Source organism: Variovorax sp. MPBD4-3, from assembly GCF_058809745.1.
The window spans coordinates 1-21,742 of record NZ_JBXASW010000074.1 but is presented as its reverse complement, the minus strand read 5'-3'; the positions used below and the strand labels follow the sequence as shown (position 1 = coordinate 21,742).

The following is a 21,742-nucleotide window of genomic DNA, read 5'->3' as shown; positions in this document are numbered from 1 at the left end:
CACAACCCTTGGCAGGCGAAAGGTCTTCAGCCTGCCCCCACCCGGCTCAGGCCCGGGCGGCGGCCTTGGACACGCGCGCGTCCTGCAGCGTCTGCTCGCGCAGGCGGTCGTATTCCTGCTTGTCGACCGGCACCGCATCGGGCTTGCCCAGGTCGTTCATGCGGATGCGGTAGGTCTCCCGTGCGCTCAGGGCGGCCAGTGCGGCCAGCACGGTCACCGCGAAGGTGATGGCGCCGACGGTGAACCACACGTTGGTCGAGCCCGGAGGCGCCACGGCGGCGAACAGTGCGGGCAGCAGCGCGGTGAAGGTGGTGCCGATGTTCTGCGAGATGGCCATGGCCGACACGCGGTTGCGGGTGCGGAACAGCTCCGGATAGAAGCTCGGGAAGGTCGCGTTGTAGCCCTGGTACACGATGCCCCACATCAGCAGCGACATGACGATGGCCAGCGGCACGTTGCGGATGCTGATGGCATACAGGTACACGAAGGACAGCAGGCCCGAGAGCAGCGCGCCGACGATGATCGGCGGGCGGCGGCCGATGCGGTCCGACAGGTTGCCCACGAACGGGATCACGATCACGGCAAGGATGTTGCCGAGCACGGGAATCCACAGGTACACGTCCTTCTGGAAGCCGATGCCGTAGGCGGCCTGCACGGCATAGGCCGCGCCGAACACCGTGGCCACCACCGGAATCACGTTCATCAGCGCCATGCACACCACGCGCAGCATGTCGGCCCAGCTGTCGGTGAAGGCCTGGACGATCGGCGCCTTGGCCACTTCGCCCTTCTTGTCGACTTCGGCGAAGGCCGGCGTCTCGTCGACCTCGCGGCGGATGATGTAGCCCGCCACGATGACCAGGAAGCTCAGCAGGAACGGAATGCGCCAGCCCCAGGAGTTGAAGGATTCTTCAGGCATGTAGTGGGCCAGCGGCAGGAACACCGCGGCCGCCAGGATCTGGCCGGCCTGCACGCCCTGCAGCGTGAAGCTCGCGAAGAAGCCTCGGCGCCCGAACGGCGCGTGCTCCAGGATCATCGAGCTGGCGCCCGAGATCTCGCCCGCCACCGCAAAACCCTGCACCAGGCGCAGCAGCACCAGCAGCACGGGAGCCAGCAGGCCGACCTGGTCGTAGGTCGGCAGCAGGCCGACGGCCACGGTCGAGAAGCCCATCAGGAACATGCAAAGCACCAGCACCTGCTTGCGACCGTGCGTGTCGCCCCAGTGGCCGAGCACGAAGGCGCCGATGGGGCGCGCGACGTAGCCCACGCCGTAGGTCGCGAGCGACGCGACGATGGCCGTCGTCGGGTCGCCCTTGGGAAAGAAGATCTGCGGAAAGATCAACGCCGCGGCCGTGGCGTAGATGAAGAAGTCGTAATACTCCAGCGCCGAGCCGATCCAGCCGCTTGCGGCGGCCTTCTTCGACTGGTGCCTGCCTTGCGGCTCATGGGCTGTGTTGCTTGCCATGTGTGTGTCTCCAGTGTTGACAAAAAAACCTAATCAATCCTGCGCCTGGGAAGCCATGCGCGCCGGTGCGTTGAGGGCACCGTAGGCGTCGTAGTTGCCCACGCGCTGTGCGACCTCGAAGAACAGTCCCCCCTCGAAACTCTCCGTATAGATGTGCAGGTAGTCGCCGGCCGCCGAGCGGTCGAACAGCACGCCCGCCGCGCGCATGCGCGCCAGCAGTTCGGGCGCGAGGTCGATGCGCGTCGCGAGGTCGTCGTAGTAGTTGTCCGAGATGGGCACGAAGCGCGTGCCGTTGGCGCGCAGCTTGGCGGCGGTGTCGAAGATGTCCGCGCAGCTCAGCGCGATGTGGTGCACCGCTCCGCCGCCGGTCACGCTCAGCGTGCGCGCGGTGCGGGTGCGCTGGCTCAGCGACACGTTGAGCACCAGGCGCAGGCTGCGGTCGGCGTTGGCGACGCCGCGGCTGCGGATGAGGCCGAAGGGGTCGGCCAGCTCCAGGCTCTCGCCCGGCTCCAGGCCGAGCACGGCACGCGTGAACAGCACCCAGGTGTCGAGCTGGTCGACCGCCAGGCCCAGCGCCACGTGGTCGATGCGCTGCAGGCCGGCGTCGGATTCGTCGGCGCCGCCGTCTTCGAGGATGAAATCGGCTTCGTACAGGCCGTTGGCGCCCAGCGCCTCGGGCACGAAGTGAATGAGGTTGCCGCCGGGCGCGACGACCGCCGGCACGCGCAGCTCGTTCGGGCCGACCGGGCTGTCGTGCCGCTGCGAGCGCATGGCGGTGGCCCGGCCCACTGCCGCGAGCGGATCGGCGCAGCGCACGCCCAGCGCGCAGACCGAAGTGCCGTGCGCGTCGAAGCGGCTGCGCGCGAAGGAATCGGGCTGGGCATTGACGATCAGGTTGACCTCGCCCTGGCGGTATAGCGTGACGGCCTTCGAACGGTGCCTGCCCACGCGGCGGAAACCCAGCTGCTTCACCAGCGCGGCCAGCGTGAGGGCCGAGGCCTCGTCGGCCGCGAACTCGATGAACGACAGGCCCGACAGCGCCGGCACCGGCGGCGGATTGAACAGCTCCACGCGCTGCGGCTGCACCGGCGTGCCGGCCATGCGCTGGCGTGCTTCGCTCTCAAGGTACAGCAGCGAGCGCATTGCGTCCACCGCGGTGCGGCGGTTGGGCGTCTCGCGGAAGATGTCGTTGAAGATCTCCAGCGACAGCGGCCCGGTGTAGCCGGCGCGCAGCACCTGCGTGAAGAAGCCGACCACGTCGAAGTCGCCCTGCCCCGGGAACGACCGGTGGTGGCGCGCCCACTGGAGCACGTCCATCGACAGCAGCGGCGCGTCAGCCATCTGCAGGAAGAAGATTTTTTCGCCGGGGATGTCGGCGATGCCGGCCGGATCGTCCTTCAGCGACAGCGTGTGGAAGCTGTCGAGGATCAGGCCCAGGTGCGCGTGGTTCGCCTGCATGACGATGTTCCAGGCCTGGCCGTACAGCGATGTGTGCCGGCCCCAGGCCAGCGCCTCGAAGCCCACGCGCAGGTTGCGGCGCGCGGCGCGCTCGGCCAGTTCATGCAGTTGGGCCGCGGCCAGCGCGGGGTCGTTCACAGCCAGCGGCGAAGTGTTGGAGCAGCACAGCACCAGCGGCGCGCCCATGGCTTCCATCAGGTCGAACTTGCGCTCGGCGCGCTCCAGGCTGCGGCGGAACTGCGGCTCCGGCATGCCTTCGAAGTCGCGAAACGGCTGGTACAGGTCGATCGACAGTCCCAGGTCGGACGTGATGCTGCGCAGCTCGGCGGCGGTGCCCTTGAAGTTGATGAAGTCGGCCTCGAACAGCTCGATGCCGTCGAAACCCGCGGCTGCGACGGCTTCGAGCTTCTGGCGGAGCGTGCCGCTGAGCGAGACGGTGGCAATGGAGCGATGCATGGGGGTGGACTTTAGAAACACCCGGCCCCCACCACAATCTATTCAGCGGCCTTCTGATCGATCATCGATCACATGCGTCCATTATTCGCACGAAATACGGGATACACCTAGGCCGCCGGTGTAGCGCCCAGCCCTCAAAGACTGCGCCAGAAATCGATCAGCAGTTGCGTGAACTCCACCGGGCGCTCCACGGCGCTGACGTGCGCGGCGTCGACGGTGGCCAGCTGCGCATGCGGAATCGCGCCGGCAATGGCCTGCGACATGGCCATGGGCGTGGCCTCGTCGCGCAGCCCGCCGATCACCAGCGTGGGCACGGCGATGCGGTGGTTGCTCTCGCGGAAGTCGATGGCGGCCACGGCGTTGCAGCTCGCGATGTAGGCCTGCGCGTCGGTGCGCACGAGCACGTCGTGCAGCGCCTTGGCGGCGGCCGCGCCCTCCGGCGTGGTCACGAAGTCGGGCGTGAGCCAGCGCGACACCGCGCCGGGCGCGATGGCGGCCACGCCCTGGGCATTGACCGTCTCGGCGCGCGCGCGCCACGGGGCCTGGTCGGGGTAGTGCGCGGACGAATTGGCGATCACCACGGTCTTCAGCAGCTCGGGGTGGCGCACGGCCAGCGCCTGCGCGGTCATGCCGCCCATCGACAGGCCGACGAAATGCACCGGCTCGCCGCCGGCCTCGCGCCGGATGAGCTCGGCGGCGTCTTCCGCCAGCGTCTCGATGCGCAAGGGGCCCGGCACCACTTCGGAGGCACCGTGGTTGCGGTGGTCGTAGCGGATCACGGTGTGGGCCCGCGCGAGCTGCGCGGCCACGCCGTCCCACATGGTCAGGTCGCAACCGAGCGCATGGCTGAGCACGACGATCGGGCCGTCGCCTTCGCGAACGACATTCAAACGGGTCATGGTGTGGTTTCCTTTGTCGGATGTTGAAGACGTGGCAGCCAGAAGAATGCGATGGCCATCAGCGAAACGCCGGCCAGCAGCATGGGCACGACCATCGGCCAGGCGCCGTAGGTGTAGTCGGTATCGACGAAGCGCGCCGCCAGCTGCCCCACGCAGAACGCGACCATCATCATGCCGAAGCCGGACCACGACACGGCCCGGCCCGCCAGGTGCGGCAGGTCGCCCACCGCGCCCGCCTGCCCGCAGGGCTGGTGGATTCCGTGGCCGAGGCAGTACACCGCGTGGCCCGCCAGCAGCGGCACCGCGCTTAACGGCAGCAGCCAGCAGCCGAGCGCCTGGATCATCGCGCCCGTGATGCTGAGCGAGGCGCCCAGCCGCACGGTGCGCACCGGCCCGTAGCGCCGCAGCAGCGTGCGGCACATGGTGGTGCTGAAGATGTAGACCAGCGAGCCGCCGGCCGGGATCCAGCCGTACCACGCGGGCGACCAGCCGAGGTAGCCGATGTAGACCATCGGCGACAGCAGCAGGAAGCAGAAGAGGCCGCCGTAGGTCGACGCGGCCACCGAGGCCCAGGCGCGGAAAGAGCGGCTCGCGAACACGGTGCGGGTGCTGCCGCGCGGCGCGGAGAGGCCGTCCTCGCTCATCGGTTTGCGCGTTTCGGCGAACGAATGCCAGCACATCGCGAACAGCACCGAGGCATAGACCGCCATCGCCACCATCACCCAGCGCCAGCCCGCGCCCTGCACCAGCCATGCGCCGAGCAGCGGCGCCAGCAGCCCCACCACGCCCAGCCCGGTGAGGCCGCGCGCCATCACGTGCGGCCCCTCGTGCGCCGGGTACAGGTCGCGCACCGCGGCACGCGAGCAAACCAGGATCGCGGCCATCGAGAAGCCCTGCAGCGCACGCCAGCCCGCGAGCAGCGCCACGCTGTCCGCAAACGCCCCGCCCAGCGCTGCAAGCACATAGCAGCCGAGCCCGGTCAGCAGCACCGGCCGCCGGCCGAAGCGGTCTGCCAGCGGGCCGCACAGCAATTGCGCAAAGCCGAAAGCCAGCACGAACAGCGTGAGGCTGGTGCTGGCGGAGCCGAGCTCCTTGGCGATGGCGGGGAGCGCCGGCAGGTAGCTGTCGGTGGCCACGGGCTGCGCCGCCAGCAGCAGCGGCAGCAACAGCGCGAAGCTGACGTCGAAGCGGCCCTTGCGGGCGACCGGCTGGCTCACTGCGCGGCGGTCGCCGGCGTCGCGGGCAGCAGGCCCTTCTCGCGCAGGATGCCGGTCGCGATGCCGAAGGCGTGGTTGGCCACCGGCACGCCGCAGTAGATGGCGGCCATCATGATCACTTCCTTGATGTCTTCGGGCGTGAGGCGCGACTCGGGCGGGCCGTCGAGCGCGGCGCGCACGTGCATGGCGAATTCCTCATACGCGTGGATGCCCAGCATCATCGACAGCACCATATAGCGGCGCGTCTTGTCGCCCAGCGCGGGGCGGCCCCAGATGTCGTTCCACGCATGGCGCGTGATGAGTTCCTGGAACTCGGCGTTGAAGCCGTTGCGGTTGGCGAGCGACTTGTCGACCCATGCGTCGCCGAGCACGCGGCGGCGGTTGACGAGGCCGGCTTCGTAGACGCCGGGTTCCACGGGCGGGTTTTCGGGGGCGGTCATTGGGCGAGTTCCTTGTCTGTGAGCCGGGCCTGCATCGCCTTCACTTCGGCGAGGGCGGTCTGTCCGGCGTTGATGGCGAGCGCGGGGTCGAACCATTCGTCGGCCGCGTCGCGCGGGAGTTCGGCGCGCAGCCGGTCGATGTTGGCGCGCATGCGCGCGGCGTCGACCTGCAGGCCCGGCAGCGCACCGGCCATGGCGCGCACGCTGCCGTGCGCCGACATCAGCAGTTGCGGCCATTCGGCCAGCTCGGCCTGCCAGGCGCCGAGCGCGCGTTCGTGCTGTTGCGGCATGGCGCCGAGCAAGGCGGCCACGCGCTGCGGCGCGCGATGGGCGGCGGCAATGGCCACCATCGACGCCACCGGGTTGCGCTTGTGCGGCATGGCCGACGAGCCGCCCCGGCCGGGTTCGCTGGGCTCGGAGACTTCGGCCACTTCGTACTGGCCCAGCAGCGCGATGTCGACCGCGATCTTGCCGAGGCTGCCCGTCATGAGGCCCAGCTCGCAGCCCAGCGCCACCCATTCGTCGCGCTGCGTGTGCCACGTCGCGCCGGGGTCGCCCAGGCCCAGTTCCTTGGCCATGCGCTGGCGCACGGCCGCGCCCTGCCCCTTCATCTGCGCGAGCGTGCCGACGGCGCCGCCGAGCTGCAACTGCAGCGCGTGCTTCGCGGCCTCGCGCAGGCGCAGGCGGCTGCGCACCAGCGGCGCGGCCCAGCCGGCGCACTTGAAGCCGAAGCTGGTGACCGAAGCCGGCTGCATCAGCGTGCGCGCAAGCATGGGGGTTTCCGCATGCTCCGTGGCCAGGCGCAGCAGGGCATCGGCCGCCTTGGCCAGGTCGGCTTCGACCAGCGCTACCGCCTCGCGCGTGACCAGCGCCATCGCGCTGTCGATCACGTCCTGGCTGGTGCTGCCGAAATGCACATAAGGCGCGGCCTCGGCGTTGAAAAGGCTCACGGCCTCGCGCAGCGCCTTGACCAGCGGAATGGCGACGCTGCCCGCGCGCCCGCTCTCGCGCACGATCTTGGCAACGTCGAACAGCTCGACCTTGCAGCTGCTCACGATGGAGTGCGCGGCGCTCTCGGGAATCAGCCCCTCGGCGGCCTGGGCGCGCGCCAGCGCGGCCTCGAAGCGCAGCATCGCGTCGACGAACGCGCGGTCGCTGAACGCGCCCAGCGTTTCGGATGTGGAGAGAAAGCCTTCGAAAATGCTCATGCGGTGACTCAGCCTTTCAATATTTCAGTTGGGCCACGGCACGCAATTCTTCTGGGGACGCCGTACCAAAGCCGAAGAACTCCAGGTACGCCGGAATCATCTCGAACAGCATGTCGGTGCCGACCTGCACCTGGCAGCCCTTGGCCTTCGCGGCCTCGAGCAGCGGCGTGTATTCGGTCTTCATGACGACCTCGCCGACGAAGGTCGAAGGATCGATGCGGTCCACATCGAAAGGCAGCGGGTCGCCCTCCTTCATGCCCAGCGGCGTGGCGTTGACGACCACGTCGTAGCCGGCCGGGTCTTTCGAGCCCGTGCTCACCTTCATCTGCGGATAGTGTTCGCGCAGCCGCGCGGCCAGCGCACCGGCCGAGGCTTCGCTCATGTCGAACAGCATCAGCTCGGCGGCGCCTGCCGCGGCAATCGACGCCGCAATGGCCGAACCCACGCCGCCCGTGCCCGACACCAGCACCCGCGTGCCCTTGAAGAGCCGACCCTTGCGCTCCACGCCGCGCACGAAGCCGGCGCCGTCGAACTGGTCGCCCAGCAGCGTGCCGTCGGGCCGCTTGAGGATCGCGTTGCAGGCGCCGGCGACGCGCGCCGTGGGTGTCACCTCGTCCACCAGCGCCATCGTCGTGACCTTGTGCGGCATCGTCACCAGCGCGCCGCGCAGGTTGCTGAACTTGAAGATCTGCGGCAGCGAGGCCGCGTAGTCCTCGGGCTTCACGCCCATCGGCACCACCACCGCGTCGATGCCCTGCTTGTCGAACCAGGGGTTGTAGATCATCGGTGCCTTGAAGGCTTCGGTCGGAAAACCCAGGTGGGCGATGAGCGTTGTCTTGCCGGAAATCATGTCGAGTCTCTTGAATGGAAAAGGCGTGGCTCAGGCCACGCTGGGTGAGTGATAGCGCAGGGGCTTGGCGATTTCGCCGTGCATGGCTGGCGGGTAGATGATTTCGCGCAGGAAGTCGGCGTCGGCGCGCAGCGCGTCGGCCGCTTCGGCGTGGCCGAAGTAGCGCAGGTAGTGCGGCATCTGCTGGATCAGCATCTCGAAGCCGGCCTGCGCATTGAGCCCGCGCGCGCGGGCCGCGCGCACCAGCGGCGTGGGCTGGTTGCGCAACAGGATGTCGAACAGCGCGGCGTGGCTGTCCATGCGCGCCACGTCCACGGGCAGTGCGTCGTCCTCGACCAGCCCGAGCGGCGTGGCGTTGATGACAAGGTCGTAGCCTTCGGGGGCGTTGCTGTCGACGGCCACCACGGTGGCGTCGAAGAAGGCGTCGAGCTTGGCGGCCACGCCCGCGGCCTTGCCGGCGGCACGGTCGAAGAACGAAATGTGCGCGGCGCCGTTCACCACGCCGCCCTCGGCCAGCGCCACGCCGATGGCCGCCGCGCTCACGCCCGCGCCGAGGATCAGCACGCGCTTGCCGCGAAAGGGAATGTTGCAGTGGTCGAGCGCGCCGATCAGGCCTTCGCCGTCGAACAGGTCGCCCTCGAGCTGGTCGCCCTCGGTGCGGCGCACCACGTTCACCGAACCCGCCACGCGCCCGAAGAGCCCGCAGCCGTCGAGCAGGTCGACCACCAGCGGCTTGTGCGGCGGCGCGATCACCATGCCGCGCAGGTTGCGCGCCAGGAAGGCCGACTTGAAGAACACCGCGAAGTCGCGCACCGGCACCTGCATGGGCAGCAGCACCGCGTCGATGCCGAAGCGCTCGAAGGCCGCATTGAACATGCGCGGCAGCCGCACGTTGCGAACCGGGTCGCCCGGAATCAGGTACGCCTGGGTGCTGCCGCTGATGGAATGGCTCATGTGCTTGCTTCCGTTCGTCAATCGCTCTTTTCGAGGCCGGATGGCGAGCTTTATAGTCGCTTCAGCCCAATCATGCAGGGCTGCATACCTCAAAGCGTTCGATAATCGAACTGTAAAAATCGTTAATCGTTCAAATCGAGGGTTTTTACCTGCACTGAATACCAACGCCAACCGCATCGCCGCAGGCACACTTCCGCCCATGAGCAAGGACGACTCGACACCTCCCGCAGGCCTGGACAAGCGCGACTGGATTGCCGGCCTGGAGCGCGGCGTGAGCATCATCGAGGCCTTCGACGATGCCAACCCGCGCCTCACCGCCAGCCAGGCGGGCCAGCGCACGAACATGACCCGCACCGCCGCGCGGCGCTACCTGCTCACCCTGCAGCACATGGGCTACGTGGCGAGCGACGGCAAGCTGTTCTGGCTCACGCCGCGGGTGCTGCGGCTGGGCCGCTCGTACCTGGAATCGGCCCGGCTGCCGCGCGTGGTTCAGCCTTTTCTGCAGCGCGTGGCCGCCGGCACCAACGAGATCGCCTACCTCAGCGTGATGGACGGCGACGAGGTCGTCTACATCGCGCGCAACGGCCCGAACCGCAGCATGAGCACCGGCTACGTGCTGGGCGCGCGCGTGCCGGCACAGGTCACGGCCTCGGGCATGCTGATGCTGGCGCTGCGCAGCGACGCCGAGCTGAACGAGTGGCTGGCGACCAAACAGCTGACGGTTTTCACCTCGCACACCATCGCGAGCATGGAGCGCATGAAGCTGGAGCTGGCTCGCATCCGGGCGCAGGGCTGGGCGCTGTCGGAACAGCAGCTCGACCTGAACTCGCGCGGCATCGCGGCGCCCCTGCGCGACCGCCACGGCACGCTGGTGGGCGCGCTGAACATCACGATGCCGATGGGGCACGAGAGCTCGGAAGACGCGGTGGCGCGGGTGCTGCCCGTGCTGCGGGAGACGGCGCAGGCGATGCGCAACCTGATCTGAGGATCGCCGTGGACGCCGATGCACCGCACGCCCCCGACCGGGCAACGCCGCCGGACTGGGCTTCGCAGTCGGAGCCCGTGGAAGGCGTGCTCATCGACATCGCTTTCATCGTGGAGGCCTCGTTCTACTACGGCCCCTCGTCGAACATCTAGCGCGAGCAATGGCAGGACATGCGCGAGCCGCTTTACCAGCCGGCCATACCGGGTGCGGCACAGGGCTTCGTGCTGTCGGCCGACTGCGTCGGCCATGAGGAAGAGCTCTGCCGCCACTACCGCGACCTGCTCGCCAAAGCCGCGCACCACGGCAAGGACCTGGCAGACAGCCCCAGTTTCTGGAACAGGCCGGTCGTCCATGCACCAGGCCGCTTTCTGCTGAGCTTTCCGTGGCACGACCGCTTCAGCGAGGGGCGGGCCTTCATCGAATCGTTGGCGGCAGGTACGCCGGGCAAAGTGTTCTCCGACTACGAGCAAGGCTGGTACTTCGACCTGCGGCTGCACGACGGCATGCTGTACCTGCGCGACGACGACCCGGACGAGGGCAAGACCTTCCACAACCTGCGCTTTGCATACGCGCCTGTGCGCGCGCAGGTGGAACCCGTGCTTGCGCGCGTGGAGCGCCTGATCGCCAGGCTCGCGGGCGAATTCGGCCGGGACTACTGGACGGGCGGCGACTGACAGCATTCCGACAGCATCCGCCGGGCAGGATGCGCGCTTTCAATACCAAAGCGCTGGAGACACAAGCCCATGTCCGACCTGTTCCCGAACCACACATACCTGAGCCGCCGCCACTGGCTGCAGGCCGGCGGCGCCCTCGGCCTGGGCGGCCTGCTGCCCTCGCTGGCCTCGGCGCAGGACGCCTGGCCCAGCAAGTCGATCCGCTTCGTCGTGCCCTTCGCGCCCGGCGGCAGCTCGGAAATCGTCGCGCGCTCCACCGCCGCCGAGCTTTCGCGCACGCTGGGCCAGAGCGTGTTCGTCGACAACAAACCCGGCGCGGCCGGCAACATCGCAATGAGCGAGGTGGCGCGCAGCACCGACCAGCACACGATCATCCTGGGCCACATCGGCACGCTGGCGGTCAACCCGTACATCTTCGCCAAGCTGCCCTACGACGCGAACAAGGACTTCAAGCCCGTGAGCCTGCTGGCCAAGGTGCCCAGCCTGTACGTGGTGCACCCGGACGTGCCGGCCAAGAACCTCAAGGAGTTCATCGCGTACGCCAAGTCGAAGCCGGGCAAGCTCAGCTACGGCTCGGCCGGCAACGGCAGCGCGGGGCACCTGGCCTTCGAGTACCTGAAGATGACGGCCGACGTGTTCATGCTGCATGTGCCCTACCGCGGCACCGGGCCGATGGTGACGGACCTGCTCTCCGGCCGGCTCGACGCGTCGGCCATTGGCGCGGCGGCGATCATTCCGTTCATCAAGGCAGGCAAGGTGCGCTGCATCGCGACCGGCTCGGCCAAGCGCCTGGCGCAGCTGCCCGACGTGCCGACCGTGGCCGAGCAAGGCTTCCCCGGCTTCGAGATGACGCAGTGGTACGGCATGCTGGCGCCCGCCAACATCACGCCCGCGCAGATGGCCAAGCTCTCGGCCGAGACGATGAAGGCGGTGAAGTCGCCCGACTCGATGCAGCGGCTGACGGCCGATGCGGCCGAAGCCGTGGGCGGCACGCCGGAGCAGTTCGCCCAGTTCATTGCAGCGGAGCAGGCCCGCTGGCAAAAGGTGATCGCAAGGGCAAACATCAAGCCGGATTGATTGGCAAACCCCCAGGCTTCGCGCACTTCGTGTCGCTGCGCCATCCCCCTTGCAGGGGGCAACACCTGCGGCCCGGCAAAGCCGGTTCCACGGTGTTTCCCGAAAATATCCGGCCCTACTAGGATCGGCTGATGCGCATTCTTCTCGCCGAAGACGAACACACCCTGGGCACCTGGCTCTGCAAGGCGCTGGAGCACGCGGGCATCCAGGTCGAATGGGTGGACGACGGGCGTCTGGCCGATCGGGCGCTGCAGCAGCGCGACCACGATGCGCTGGTGCTCGACCTGGGCCTGCCCGGGCTCGACGGGCACACGGTGCTGCAACGCCTGCGTGAGCGCGACCAGCGCCTGCCCGCGCTGATCCTGACGGCGCGCGACTCGCTGAACGAGCGCGTGGCCTCGCTCAACGCGGGCGCGGACGATTTCCTCGCCAAGCCCTTCGCGCTGGCCGAACTCGAGGCGCGGCTGCATGCGCTGGTGCGCCGCGCGCGCGGCGTGGAGCATCCGCGGCTGGCCTGCGGGCCGCTGGTGTACGACGGCGCGCGCCGGCACTTCACGCTGAACGGCGAGGCGCTCGCGCTGTCGCCGCGCGAACTGGCGGTGCTGCGCGTGCTGGTGCAGCGCAGCGGCGAGCCGCTGTCGAAGCAGCAGATCCTGGAGCGCGTGTTCTCCGACGACGAGGAGGTGCATCCCGAAGCGGTGGAAGTCTTCGTCTACCGGCTGCGCAAGCGGCTGGACGGTAGCGGCGTGCGCATCGTCACCCTGCGCGGGCTGGGCTATGTGCTGGAAGCAGACTAGGTGGGCATGCCGTCGTTGCGGCTGAATGCACGCCTGCGGCGCGCCAGCCTGTGGCAGCGCCTTGCGCTGCTGCTGTTTCCCGCGCTGCTGGTCGTGACCGGGCTGGAGCTGTGGATGACGCGGCACGACGCGCTGGCCGCCGCCAACGCGGCCTACGATCGATCGCTGCTGGGTGCGCTCAAGTCCATCGACGCCAACATCTCGACCGCGTCGGGCGGCCTTTCGGTCGAGCTGCCGTACACGATGCTCGAGTTCTTCGAGCTCACGGCGAGCGGCCAGGTTTTCTTCAGGGTGTCGACCTCCGACGGGCTGGTCGAGTTGGGAAGCGCCGACCTGCCCGCGCCGCCGGTCGCGCTGAAGATGGGCACGCCGGTCTTCTACGACGCCACCTACTTCGGCGAAGCAGTGCGGCTGGCCGCTTACCGCCGCGACCTCGACCGCGCGCCGGCCGGCAGCACGGGCCGCAGCGTGCTGGTGCAGGTGGGAGAAAGCACGCGCTCGCGGCAGGCGTTCACCGCGCGCCTGGTGCGCAGCGCGGCGCTGCGCGACGGCCTGGTGCTGGCCATGCTGCTGTGCGGCACCGCCGTGGCGCTGGCCGCGGCGCTGCGCCCGCTGTCGCGGCTGGCGCGCGAAGTGCAGGCGCGCACGCCCGACGACCTCACGCGCATCGCCGAGGCCGACCTGCCCGCCGAGGTGCGCCCACTGGTCGCCGCGGTCAACCAGCAGATGTCGCGCACGCAAGACCTGGTGACGCAGCAGCGCCAGTTCCTCGACGACGCGTCGCACCAGTTGCGCACCCACCTCACCACGCTGCAGATGCAGGCCGACTACGCCCGGCGCGAGCAGGACCCGGCGCAGATCCAGCTCGCGCTCGACGCGCTGGCCACCGAGATCGGCCGCGCGACGCGCAGCGCGCAGCAGTTGCTGGCGCTCGGGCGCAGCGACACGGTGTCGGTCGAGCCGGCCGGCTTCGACGTGGCGGCGCTGCTGCGCGAGGTGGCGGTCGACCTGCTGCCGCTGGCGCGCGCCAAGCGCATCGACCTGGGCATTCACTCGCCCACGCCGGAGTTCATCGCCGTCGCCGACCGCGGGCTGATGCGCGAGGCGCTGAGCAACCTCGTGACCAATGCCATCGCCTACACGCCTGCAGAGGGCACGATCACGCTGTTCGCGGCCGGCGACGCGGCGGGGTGGAGCCTCAACGTCGAGGACGACGGGCCCGGCTTGAACGAAGAAGAGCGCGCCGCGCTGGGCCAGCGCTTTCGCCGTGGCGCGCGCGCCGGCAAGGGCGGCTTCGGGCTCGGCCTGGCCATTGCGCGCTCCATCGCGCAGCGGCACCATGGCGAGCTGCGGCTGGAGGCACGCGAGACCGGGCCGGGCCTGCATGCGATCATCTGGTGGCCTCGTCCGGCGGCGCACTGACCAGCCGGCACCACACCATGCCCGCGCCCCTTCACGCCAACCGCCGCCACGCCCTGCGCGCGCTGTCCGCGCTGCTGTTGCCCGCGAGCCTGCGCGCGGCGGCGGCCGATGACCCCTCCCTCGAAGCCGCCGACTGCGTGATCCCCGCCAAGGCCGGCGGCGGCTTCGCGCTGACCTGCGCGCTCTCACGCGACGCGCTGCAGGCCGTGCGCCCCGCGCGCCCGCCACTGTCCCAGCGCTATCTGCCGGGCGGCATCGGCGCCGTCGCGTTCGACCGCATCGCCACCGGCAAGCTCGGCGGGCCCGGCACGCTGGTCGCGTTCTCGAGCGGCTCGCTGCTCAACCTGGCACAGGGCCGCTTCGGTCCGCATCCGCCTTCGGCCGTGCGCTGGATCGCCACGCTCGGCACCGACTACGGCGTGATCGCCGTTCACCGCGACTCGCCCTACAAGCGCCTGCAGGACCTGATCGCCGCGCTGCGCCAAGACCCGTCGCGCATCGCCTTCGGCGCGGGCGGCACGGTCGGCAGCCAGGACTGGGTGAAGGCGGCGCTGCTGGTGCGCGCCGCGGGGCGCGACCACAAGGCGATGCGCTTCGTGTCCTTCGAGGGCGGTGGCGACGCGCTGGGTGCGCTGCAGGGCAAGCATGTCGACGCCTTCCCCGGCGATGCGGCAGAGGCGCTGCAGGCCATTGCGGGCGGTGCGGCCGTTCGGCTGCTCGCGGTGCTGTCGGAAGAACGGCTCGGCGGCGCCCTCACCGGCGTGCCGACCGCGCGCGAGCAAGGCGTCGAGCTGGTCTGGCCGACGGTGCGCGGCCTGTACCTGAGCGCTGACGTGCCCGAGGCCGCCGTGCGCGCCTGGACCGCCGCCTTCCGCGAGGCAAGCGCCGCGCCGGGCTTTGCCGCGTTGCGCGAGCGGCATGGGCTGTATCCCTTCGCGCTCACCGGCGCCGCGCTGGACGACTACGTGCAAGCGCAGATCGCCGCCTACCGCAAACTGGCGGACGGACTCGGCCTGCGCCGCTGGCCGTCGTGAACACGGGCAAGATGGCGGCATGACCGAAGACGCCATAACTGACTACCTGATCGACATGCTGGCCGGCGGCCACTTCCAGATCGCCGACGACAACACCTTCTTCTTCCACGACGGGGACAACAAGTTTCCCTTTGCCACGATCGTGACCAAGGACAGCGAGTTCGACGGCAGCTCGAAGCTCGACCGCCCCGGCGTGTTCCGCCTGAACGTCGGCGTGGGCAAGGAGAGCTTCCGCGCGCTCTTCGGCGAAACACCGCCAGCCATCGACCCGGCCGCGCCGGACACGCTGATGCCGCACCCCGTGTACGCAAAGATGCACTGGGTGAGCGTGATCTCCCCCAGCGCAAAGACCTTCGAGAAAGTGAAGCCGCTGCTCGCCGAGGCGCTGGCCCTGGCAAGAGCGCGCAAGGCGGGCTAGGCCGCTTTCAGGAACACGTCATGGTCCGGCGCGAAGTTGGCGTGCAGCGGCAACATCGCGCCGCCCAGCGCACAGGCTTGCGCACCTGCCCTGCCCCCGTGCAGCCGCGGGCGCCACAGGCCTTCCCAGTTGCAGCGGTCCAGCGCGGCACGCGTGCGCTCCAGCAGGGCCTGCAGCAGCAGGCGTGACATCGACCCGTCCATCACCACATCGGCCAGGTCGAGCATGGCGGCGCCATTCACGATGGCGTGCGCGAGCGCCTGCGATGCGTTGTCCAGCCAGGCCTGGGTGGCGGCTGCGAAAGGCGCCTGCAACGCGCGGTCGTCATAGGCGGCCATCGCGTCCAGGCCCTCGCCCGCCAGGCGCTGCTCCAGCTCCCAAAGCGAGGCCTGCGCCACGAGCTGCGCCGGCAGGCCACTGCCGCCGGGCGGCTGCATGGGCAGCGACGCCAGTGCGCCCGCATTGCCGTGCGCACCCGTGTGCAGGTGCGAGTTGATGACAAGCCCGCCGCCCACGAAGGTGTCGACGAAGATGTACAGAAAGCTCTTCAGGTCATGCCCGCGCCCACCCACCAGCTCCGCCACGCAGGCAGCCACGGTGTCGCGCGCAAAGCTCACCGGCACGTCGGTGCGCGCACGCACCTCGGCCGCCAGGTCCATCTGGTTCCACAGGTCGGCCTGCGCCTTCGAAAGGCCCAGCGTGCGGTGCCAGCCGCCAAGCTGGAACGGCGCGGCCAGCCCCACGCCCACGTTGCGCACGGCCAGCGGCCCCAGGCCGTCGCGCAGACGGTGGATGTGCTGCGCAATCGCGGGCAGCAGCTCGTCGACGTCGGGAAAGTCGTAGTGCACGAGGTGTCGTTCGCGCACTTGCGTGGTGAAGTCGATCAGCAGCCACTCGGCGCCGCGCCGGCCGACCTTGATGCCGATGGAGAAAGCGCCGTCGGGGTTCAGCGCCAGCGGCACCGAAGGCTGGCCGATCCGTCCGCGCACGCGGTTCTGCTTGACGATGAGCCCGTCTTCTTCCAGCCGCGCGGTGATGAGCCCGATGGTCTGCGCGCTCAGCCCCGTGAGCCGCGCAAGGTCGGCCTTGGGCAGGCTCGCATGGACGCGCAGCGCCTGCAGCACCGTGCGTTCGTTGAACTGGCGCATGCCGACCTGGTTGGAGCCGCGCAGCCGCAGCAGGTCGGGCATGTGCGCGGCAGTGTCCGCATCAGGCATGCGCCTCCGCTGGCAACTGGTCGGCGGTCATGGCGCCGGTCATCACGGCGACGGTGTCGCTCATGCTGATCTTCTTCGGGTCGAGCACGGCCGCGCGCTTGCCCAGCCGCGCCACGTGGATGCGGTCGGCCACCTCGAACACGTGCGGCATGTTGTGGCTGATGAGCACCACGGGCAGGCCCCGGTCGCGCACGCGGCGGATCAGCTCCAGCACCATGTTGCCCTCCTTCACGCCGAGCGCGGCGGTGGGCTCGTCCATGATGACCACGTGCCGCGCGAAGGCCGCGCTGCGCGCCACCGCCACGCACTGGCGCTGGCCGCCCGAGAGCGTTTCGACCGCCTGCGTCATCGACTGGATGCCGACCTTGAGGTCGGCCATGCGCGCCGTGCTCTCGCTGAGCATCTTCTTCTTGTCGAGCATGCGCAGCACGTTGCCCATGAAGCCGGGCCGGCGCAGCTCGCGGCCGAGGAACAGGTTCTCGTAGATGGTCATGGCCGGCGCCACGGCCAGGTCTTGATAGACCGTCTCGATGCCGGCGCGGCGTGCGTCCAGCGGATTGCGGAAGTTCACCGGCTTGCCGTCGAGCAGGATCTGCCCTTCGTCGGGCACCACCGCGCCCGACAGCGCCTTGATGAGCGACGACTTGCCCGCGCCGTTGTCGCCGATCACCGCAAGGATTTCTCCTTCGCGCAGCTCGAAGTCGACACCGTCGAGCGCCGTGACCTGGCCGTAGCGCTTTACCAGGCCCTTGGCCTGCATCACGATCTTGGGATTGGTGACGGTGTTCATCAGCGGGCTCCCCGGCGCGAGAGTTGGTCGGCAGCCACCGCCAAGATCACCAGCACGCCCGTCACCAGCACCTGGTAGATCGACGACACGCCCATTAGCGTGAGGCCGTTGCGGAACACGCCGACGATCAGCACGCCGATCAGCGAACCCAGCACGATGCCGCGCCCGCCGAACAGGCTGGTGCCGCCGAGCACCACCGCCGTGATGGCGTCGAGGTTCTCGGTCTGGCCCGCGTTCGGGTCACCCACGCCGGTGCGCGCCACCGACAGCAGCGATGCGATGCCGTAAAGCACGCCCGCCGCCACGTACACGCCCAGCAGCACGCGCTGCGTCGGAATGCCGACCAGCCGCGTGGCCTCCGCGTTGTTGCCCACCGCATAGATGTGCCGCCCTGCCGCCGTCTCGCGCAGCACGAACCAGGCAAGCGCATAGAGCGCCACCATCAGCACCGAGCCCCACGCGACCTCTGCATTGCCGATGTTGAAGGTGGTGCCCAGGCCGGTGAGGCCGCCGGGCAGGTCGGTGATGGTCTGCGACGACGAATACAGCTGCGTGATCGCGAAGGCGATGTTCAGCGTGCCCAGCGTCACGATGAAAGGCGGCAGCTTGATGCGCGTTACCAGCAGGCCGTTGAGCAGGCCGAACAGCGTCGTCACGCCGATGCCGCACAGGATGGCCAGCGGCGCCGGCATGCCCAGTTCGGTGGCGAACTTGCTCATGATGATCCCGCCCAGCGCCATCACCATGCCGCACGACAGGTCGATGCCCGCCGTGAGGATGATCAGCGTCTGGCCGATGGCGATGACGCCGACCACCATCACCTGCTGCAGGATCAGCGAGAGATTGCCGCCCGTCAGAAAGCGGTCGGACTGGGTCGCAAAGAAGATGCATGCGCCAAGCAGGGCCAGCCACGGCCCGAGGGCGCCCCACGGAATGTGGTGCGTTGAAGACTTCGCCATCTAGAGGTTCCGCCGTTTACTTCTTGCCCCAGCACAGCTCGGTGCCGGTCTTGGTGTCCTTGCTGTCGACGCCCGCCACGCTCTTGCCGGCGATCAGCGTCACGCCGGTGTCGACGTAGCCCGATGCCTTCTTGCCCGTCTTGGCGAATTCCACGCCCGCGGCCACGCCCATGGCAGCCATCTTCAGCGGGTATTGCTGCGAGGTCGCGGCGATGATGCCGGCGGCCGTGTCCTTGATGCCCTGGCAGCCCCCATCGACCGACACGATCATCACGCCCTTCTCCTTGCCGGCGCGCTTGAGCGCGTTGTAGGCACCGGCGGCGGCGGGCTCGTTGATCGTGTAGACGAGGTTCACCTCGGGCGCCTTCTGCAGGCAGTTTTCCATCACCGTCTGCGCCTTGGCCTGGTCGCCGTAGCTGTCGGCCATGCAGACGATCTCGGGCGACTTCGACAGTTCGTTCGACTTGGCGTCGTTGGCCGGCAGGCCGAAGCCCTTCATGAAACCGTTGTGGCGCTGCGCGCCCACGGGGTGGCCCGGCAGCAGGTCGAGCGCGACGATCTTCGCCGGCTTGCCCGCCATCGCGGCCTTGGCGTATTCGCCGATCAGCACGCCGGCCGTGTAGTTGTTGGTGGCGAACAGTGCGTCGGTGGCATCCGGCGGATCCGCCGGGCTGTCGAGCGCGATCACCATCACGCCCTTGTCGCGCGCCTTCTTGATCGCCGGCACGATCGCCTTGGCATCGCTCGGCGTGATCAGGATGGTCTTGGCGCCGGCCGCGATCATGTTTTCCATCGCCGTGATCTGGCCCGCGTTGTCGCCGTCGGCCTTGCCTGCGCCGGAGAGCAGCTTGGCACCGAGCTTCTTGGCTTCTTCCTGCGCGCCTTCCTTCATCTTGACGAAGAAGGGGTTGGTTTCGGTCTTGGTGACGAGGCCGATGACCGGCTGGTCGGCGGCGAAGGCGCCGCTGGCGGCAACGAGGGACATGGCCGCGATGGCCAGGATGGTGCGGGGGCTGCTGCTGGGCATGGTGTGTCTCCTTGAGCGGGCGCTGGGCGATGCGCCCTGCGGTTTTGGATCCGGATCGCTGGCGTTGAAGGCGGGCGTCCGGGCGCAAGGGGACTATCGGGCAGAGGGGCGACTAAATCAAGGCGATTTAGTTATCGGAAACCCGGAGATGAAATGGAGGCTGATGCGGTCACCACAGCGGAGAGCTTGGTCGGCGTATGGAGACCTGAATCAAACAGTTTTCGAGACTCACCTTGGGCGTCGCATGGCCGGTACCCGGTGCGTCGCAGCTGCAGGTGACGACGCTCAGCGCCACCGCGCTCGTCCAGCGCAGCTGCATCAGGGGCGCGAGCGAGATCGACTCGCGATGTAGCTCTCGCCGCACGCATCGATCACTGACCTGCCTGGCTTTCTCTGGGTGAGCATCTCCGGCCCAGCCGAAACAGCGTCGTGGCGGGAGGCTGAGGCCATCACACACTGCTATCGCATCACAACAATTCGATCTTTCAGTGAATCACTTTGAAAAATCCAAACCCGTTGGTCCAACCTCATCGATCAGAACAAAGTCCTTTGGATGGGCCAGCAAAAAATCATCCTTCACCAATACAGCCAAAACCCCCTTCAAATAGTCCCCTCTATCAACAATCACATTGAGAGGCAGATCATGTGGAACCGCACTCCTCCACAAAAGATCGTCGGAATAATTGGAGATCAAAAAGCACAATCCATCGATCACATTTGATTTTGAGACTGGTCCGAATTCCGAAAATCTACCCTTCATCTCTTCAAAAAGAGCTTTTCTATTTGCAGGCAGGTTGATGTCAAAACTCTCTAACTCCCTATCACTTTTTTCAAACAAAAAATCATACAAGCCACGCAAATAATTAAGATTCAAGGATTTCATGCTTGAGGCATCCCGTGGAAGTATCACATCATCAGGTTGTGCAGCAGTTTGCCGCCCGCGTGCCTCAGAGGATCTTTAGCCGGGGGCCGGGTCGACGATGCTGTCTGCCGGGTCGAACGCAAACTCGCGCCCGAGTCAGCTGTTGGCCTCCAGCAGCCGGCTCACCGGGTCGTACGGTAGTTCAGGTTGCCTCGGCGGCTGTCGTCGATGCCAATCATCTGGTCAGCATTGTCGTAGCTGTAGCGGCGCTGGATGCCCTTGGTCGATTCGATGGCGCCTGGCCCGGTGCGCGAGATGTGCTGTTCTAGCAGCCGGCTCGCCGGGTCGTATTTCTGCCGCTGGCTCAGTCCGTTTCCTTGCTCGCGTGCAAGCTCCGGGTGCAGGTCGTCGCGTTCGAAGCCCAGGATAGCTATTACTCCGGTGCTGGGTCGAGCAAGTATCTATCTGCTTGCCGTTCCACAAAGTTCCTGCTCGACGTCGTAGACACCGCCATCACTGGCTTGCTCCAAGTGCGCTCGATCGCCCCTGCAACTTACTCGTTATCGACGACCATTGCTGGAAATCATGCTTTCAATTGAAGAAAATTTTATAAAAAATACTTGCGTATCATATTTTCTACCTCTTCTCGAAAAACTATAAAACTCTGCTGGCGCAAAATCCCCTTTGACAAGAAATTTCTTGAGCAGGAATTCCGCATATTCAAGTGCCTCGTCGGAAATAAAAAGCATCAATCTCCCATCTCTAATTTCCAGATGATTTTCATCTTTTCGCTTGAGCTCTATTTCCGCGGCATCAACCACATTTCTTGTGTACTGCAAACAATCAATCACGACCGCATCAGTCACCTGGTTGAGAAAAAATGAAACAGCGCCCAGAAATTTTATAGCGCCTTCTCGATCGAATCGTATTGTTAATTCGTCCTTACTAAACGGACCGATGTTAAAAATTATCATGAACAATCCAAAGGAACATGAACATTTTTCGTCACTAGAAAATTTCCTGTTGGCTGGCCATTATTAATTTTTTGCGACAAGAATTCGAAATGAACATGAGGCGTGTTCGGAACGTTCGGTGAGCCCATGCCATGCCCTCCTGAATAATCGCTGGGTCCAACTCTGAATTGCCGAGTGCCGTCGATGCTTCGCCATTTTCCGGGGCCAACTTTCACCATTTCGTCTCCGAGAAATTTATCTCTAGTAACACCAATTGCAGATGGGCATATTCTTCGCCGCCATTCCGACAACTGTTGGGTCGAAGCCTTGCTCGAGCTGTCCTTGCCAGAGACGACCGTCGGAGATCTTCCAGTTGAGACATATTTCAAGCCCAGAGGATCGATCCACTGCGTGGGGCTTGGTACATATAAATGCAGGTGCCCGCCACCGGCCAAGCCAATTGGATCGGAACTAGCAAATGTTCCGCCGACCGGATCGTAGTACCGATACCTGTTGTAGTGCAGCCCCGTTTCTTCATCGAAATACTGCCCCTGAAACCGAATCGGATTCCTGAACCCCGCCC

The 21,742-nt window shown here is 67.2% G+C and carries 23 protein-coding genes; 8 read left to right on the top strand and 15 right to left on the bottom strand.

Features of this window, described 5'->3' with window-relative positions; genetic code table 11:
- Window positions 1-46: 46 nt before the first annotated feature.
- The 8 genes from AC1RVW_RS27430 to AC1RVW_RS27395 form a co-directional block, all read right to left on the bottom strand.
- Window positions 47-1,462: an MFS transporter gene (locus AC1RVW_RS27430; RefSeq protein ID WP_081267047.1), complete on the bottom strand. Its 1,416-nt coding sequence runs from the start codon at window positions 1,460-1,462 to the stop codon at window positions 47-49.
- A gap of 33 nt (window positions 1,463-1,495) precedes the next feature.
- On the bottom strand, window positions 1,496-3,376 hold the full coding sequence (locus AC1RVW_RS27425) for a bifunctional sugar phosphate isomerase/epimerase/4-hydroxyphenylpyruvate dioxygenase family protein (RefSeq protein ID WP_493203711.1): 1,881 nt from the start codon (window positions 3,374-3,376) through the stop codon (window positions 1,496-1,498).
- A gap of 134 nt (window positions 3,377-3,510) precedes the next feature.
- Entirely contained in the window at window positions 3,511-4,275 is a 765-nt protein-coding gene (locus tag AC1RVW_RS27420; RefSeq protein ID WP_493203709.1) for an alpha/beta fold hydrolase, read from the bottom strand.
- On the bottom strand, window positions 4,272-5,492 hold the full coding sequence (locus tag AC1RVW_RS27415; RefSeq protein ID WP_493203707.1) for a multidrug effflux MFS transporter: 1,221 nt from the start codon (window positions 5,490-5,492) through the stop codon (window positions 4,272-4,274). Before AC1RVW_RS27415 ends, AC1RVW_RS27420 begins: the two co-directional genes overlap by 4 nt.
- Window positions 5,489-5,932 (bottom strand): carboxymuconolactone decarboxylase family protein, encoded by a 444-nt coding sequence (locus AC1RVW_RS27410; protein ID WP_106934032.1) that lies wholly within the window; start codon window positions 5,930-5,932, stop codon window positions 5,489-5,491. The genes AC1RVW_RS27415 and AC1RVW_RS27410 overlap by 4 nt, the downstream gene beginning before the upstream one ends.
- Window positions 5,929-7,140, bottom strand: a complete 1,212-nt coding sequence (pcaB, locus tag AC1RVW_RS27405) for a 3-carboxy-cis,cis-muconate cycloisomerase (protein ID WP_285414851.1) — start codon at window positions 7,138-7,140, stop codon at window positions 5,929-5,931. Before pcaB ends, AC1RVW_RS27410 begins: the two co-directional genes overlap by 4 nt.
- Before the next feature lie 16 nt (window positions 7,141-7,156).
- Window positions 7,157-7,990: a shikimate dehydrogenase family protein gene (locus AC1RVW_RS27400; RefSeq protein ID WP_081267041.1), complete on the bottom strand. Its 834-nt coding sequence runs from the start codon at window positions 7,988-7,990 to the stop codon at window positions 7,157-7,159.
- A gap of 30 nt (window positions 7,991-8,020) precedes the next feature.
- A complete protein-coding gene (locus AC1RVW_RS27395) occupies window positions 8,021-8,944 on the bottom strand; it encodes a shikimate dehydrogenase family protein (protein WP_081267040.1) in 924 nt (307 codons plus the stop codon).
- Between the two features lie 199 nt (window positions 8,945-9,143).
- On the opposite strand from AC1RVW_RS27395, the gene AC1RVW_RS27390 reads away from it, so the two are divergent.
- From AC1RVW_RS27390 to AC1RVW_RS27355, 8 genes are all read left to right on the top strand, one after another.
- Window positions 9,144-9,929, top strand: coding sequence for an IclR family transcriptional regulator domain-containing protein (locus tag AC1RVW_RS27390; RefSeq protein WP_081267039.1), 786 nt, complete (start codon window positions 9,144-9,146; stop codon window positions 9,927-9,929).
- 8 nt (window positions 9,930-9,937) lie between these two features.
- The gene (locus AC1RVW_RS27385; RefSeq protein WP_493203703.1) at window positions 9,938-10,081 is read left to right on the top strand and encodes a hypothetical protein; all 144 of its coding nucleotides are present in this window, start codon (window positions 9,938-9,940) and stop codon (window positions 10,079-10,081) included.
- A gap of 18 nt (window positions 10,082-10,099) precedes the next feature.
- Window positions 10,100-10,603, top strand: coding sequence for a hypothetical protein (locus AC1RVW_RS27380; protein WP_493203701.1), 504 nt, complete (start codon window positions 10,100-10,102; stop codon window positions 10,601-10,603).
- 69 nt (window positions 10,604-10,672) lie between these two features.
- Complete coding sequence (locus AC1RVW_RS27375; RefSeq protein WP_493203699.1) at window positions 10,673-11,680, top strand: Bug family tripartite tricarboxylate transporter substrate binding protein; 1,008 nt, start codon at window positions 10,673-10,675, stop codon at window positions 11,678-11,680.
- Between the two features lie 131 nt (window positions 11,681-11,811).
- On the top strand, window positions 11,812-12,477 hold the full coding sequence (locus AC1RVW_RS27370; protein WP_106934028.1) for a response regulator: 666 nt from the start codon (window positions 11,812-11,814) through the stop codon (window positions 12,475-12,477).
- A 6-nt stretch (window positions 12,478-12,483) separates the two neighbouring features.
- Window positions 12,484-13,899: a sensor histidine kinase gene (locus AC1RVW_RS27365; protein ID WP_493203697.1), complete on the top strand. Its 1,416-nt coding sequence runs from the start codon at window positions 12,484-12,486 to the stop codon at window positions 13,897-13,899.
- 17 nt (window positions 13,900-13,916) lie between these two features.
- Window positions 13,917-14,933, top strand: coding sequence for a tripartite tricarboxylate transporter substrate binding protein (locus AC1RVW_RS27360; protein ID WP_493203695.1), 1,017 nt, complete (start codon window positions 13,917-13,919; stop codon window positions 14,931-14,933).
- 19 nt (window positions 14,934-14,952) lie between these two features.
- Window positions 14,953-15,351, top strand: a complete 399-nt coding sequence (locus AC1RVW_RS27355; RefSeq protein ID WP_493203693.1) for a DUF6194 family protein — start codon at window positions 14,953-14,955, stop codon at window positions 15,349-15,351.
- Here the strand turns inward: AC1RVW_RS27355 and AC1RVW_RS27350 are convergent.
- From AC1RVW_RS27350 to AC1RVW_RS27320, 7 genes are all read right to left on the bottom strand, one after another.
- Window positions 15,348-16,568 (bottom strand): ROK family transcriptional regulator, encoded by a 1,221-nt coding sequence (locus AC1RVW_RS27350; RefSeq protein WP_081267033.1) that lies wholly within the window; start codon window positions 16,566-16,568, stop codon window positions 15,348-15,350. The two genes, AC1RVW_RS27355 and AC1RVW_RS27350, sit on opposite strands and share 4 nt — an antisense overlap.
- Window positions 16,561-17,358: an ATP-binding cassette domain-containing protein gene (locus AC1RVW_RS27345; protein WP_081267032.1), complete on the bottom strand. Its 798-nt coding sequence runs from the start codon at window positions 17,356-17,358 to the stop codon at window positions 16,561-16,563. The genes AC1RVW_RS27350 and AC1RVW_RS27345 overlap by 8 nt, the downstream gene beginning before the upstream one ends.
- Entirely contained in the window at window positions 17,358-18,317 is a 960-nt protein-coding gene (locus tag AC1RVW_RS27340) for an ABC transporter permease (RefSeq protein WP_081267031.1), read from the bottom strand. Before AC1RVW_RS27340 ends, AC1RVW_RS27345 begins: the two co-directional genes overlap by 1 nt.
- Window positions 18,318-18,333: 16 nt before the next feature.
- Window positions 18,334-19,344, bottom strand: a complete 1,011-nt coding sequence (locus AC1RVW_RS27335) for a sugar ABC transporter substrate-binding protein (RefSeq protein ID WP_106934024.1) — start codon at window positions 19,342-19,344, stop codon at window positions 18,334-18,336.
- A gap of 493 nt (window positions 19,345-19,837) precedes the next feature.
- Entirely contained in the window at window positions 19,838-20,227 is a 390-nt protein-coding gene (locus AC1RVW_RS27330) for a hypothetical protein (protein ID WP_493203690.1), read from the bottom strand.
- A gap of 539 nt (window positions 20,228-20,766) precedes the next feature.
- Window positions 20,767-21,180 carry a hypothetical protein gene (locus AC1RVW_RS27325; RefSeq protein ID WP_493203688.1) on the bottom strand — a complete coding sequence of 138 codons (414 nt, stop codon included), beginning with the start codon at window positions 21,178-21,180 and terminating at the stop codon, window positions 20,767-20,769.
- A partial coding sequence (locus AC1RVW_RS27320) for an RHS repeat-associated core domain-containing protein (protein ID WP_493203686.1) occupies window positions 21,177-21,742 on the bottom strand: 566 nt, incomplete at its 5' end. The genes AC1RVW_RS27320 and AC1RVW_RS27325, both read right to left, overlap by 4 nt.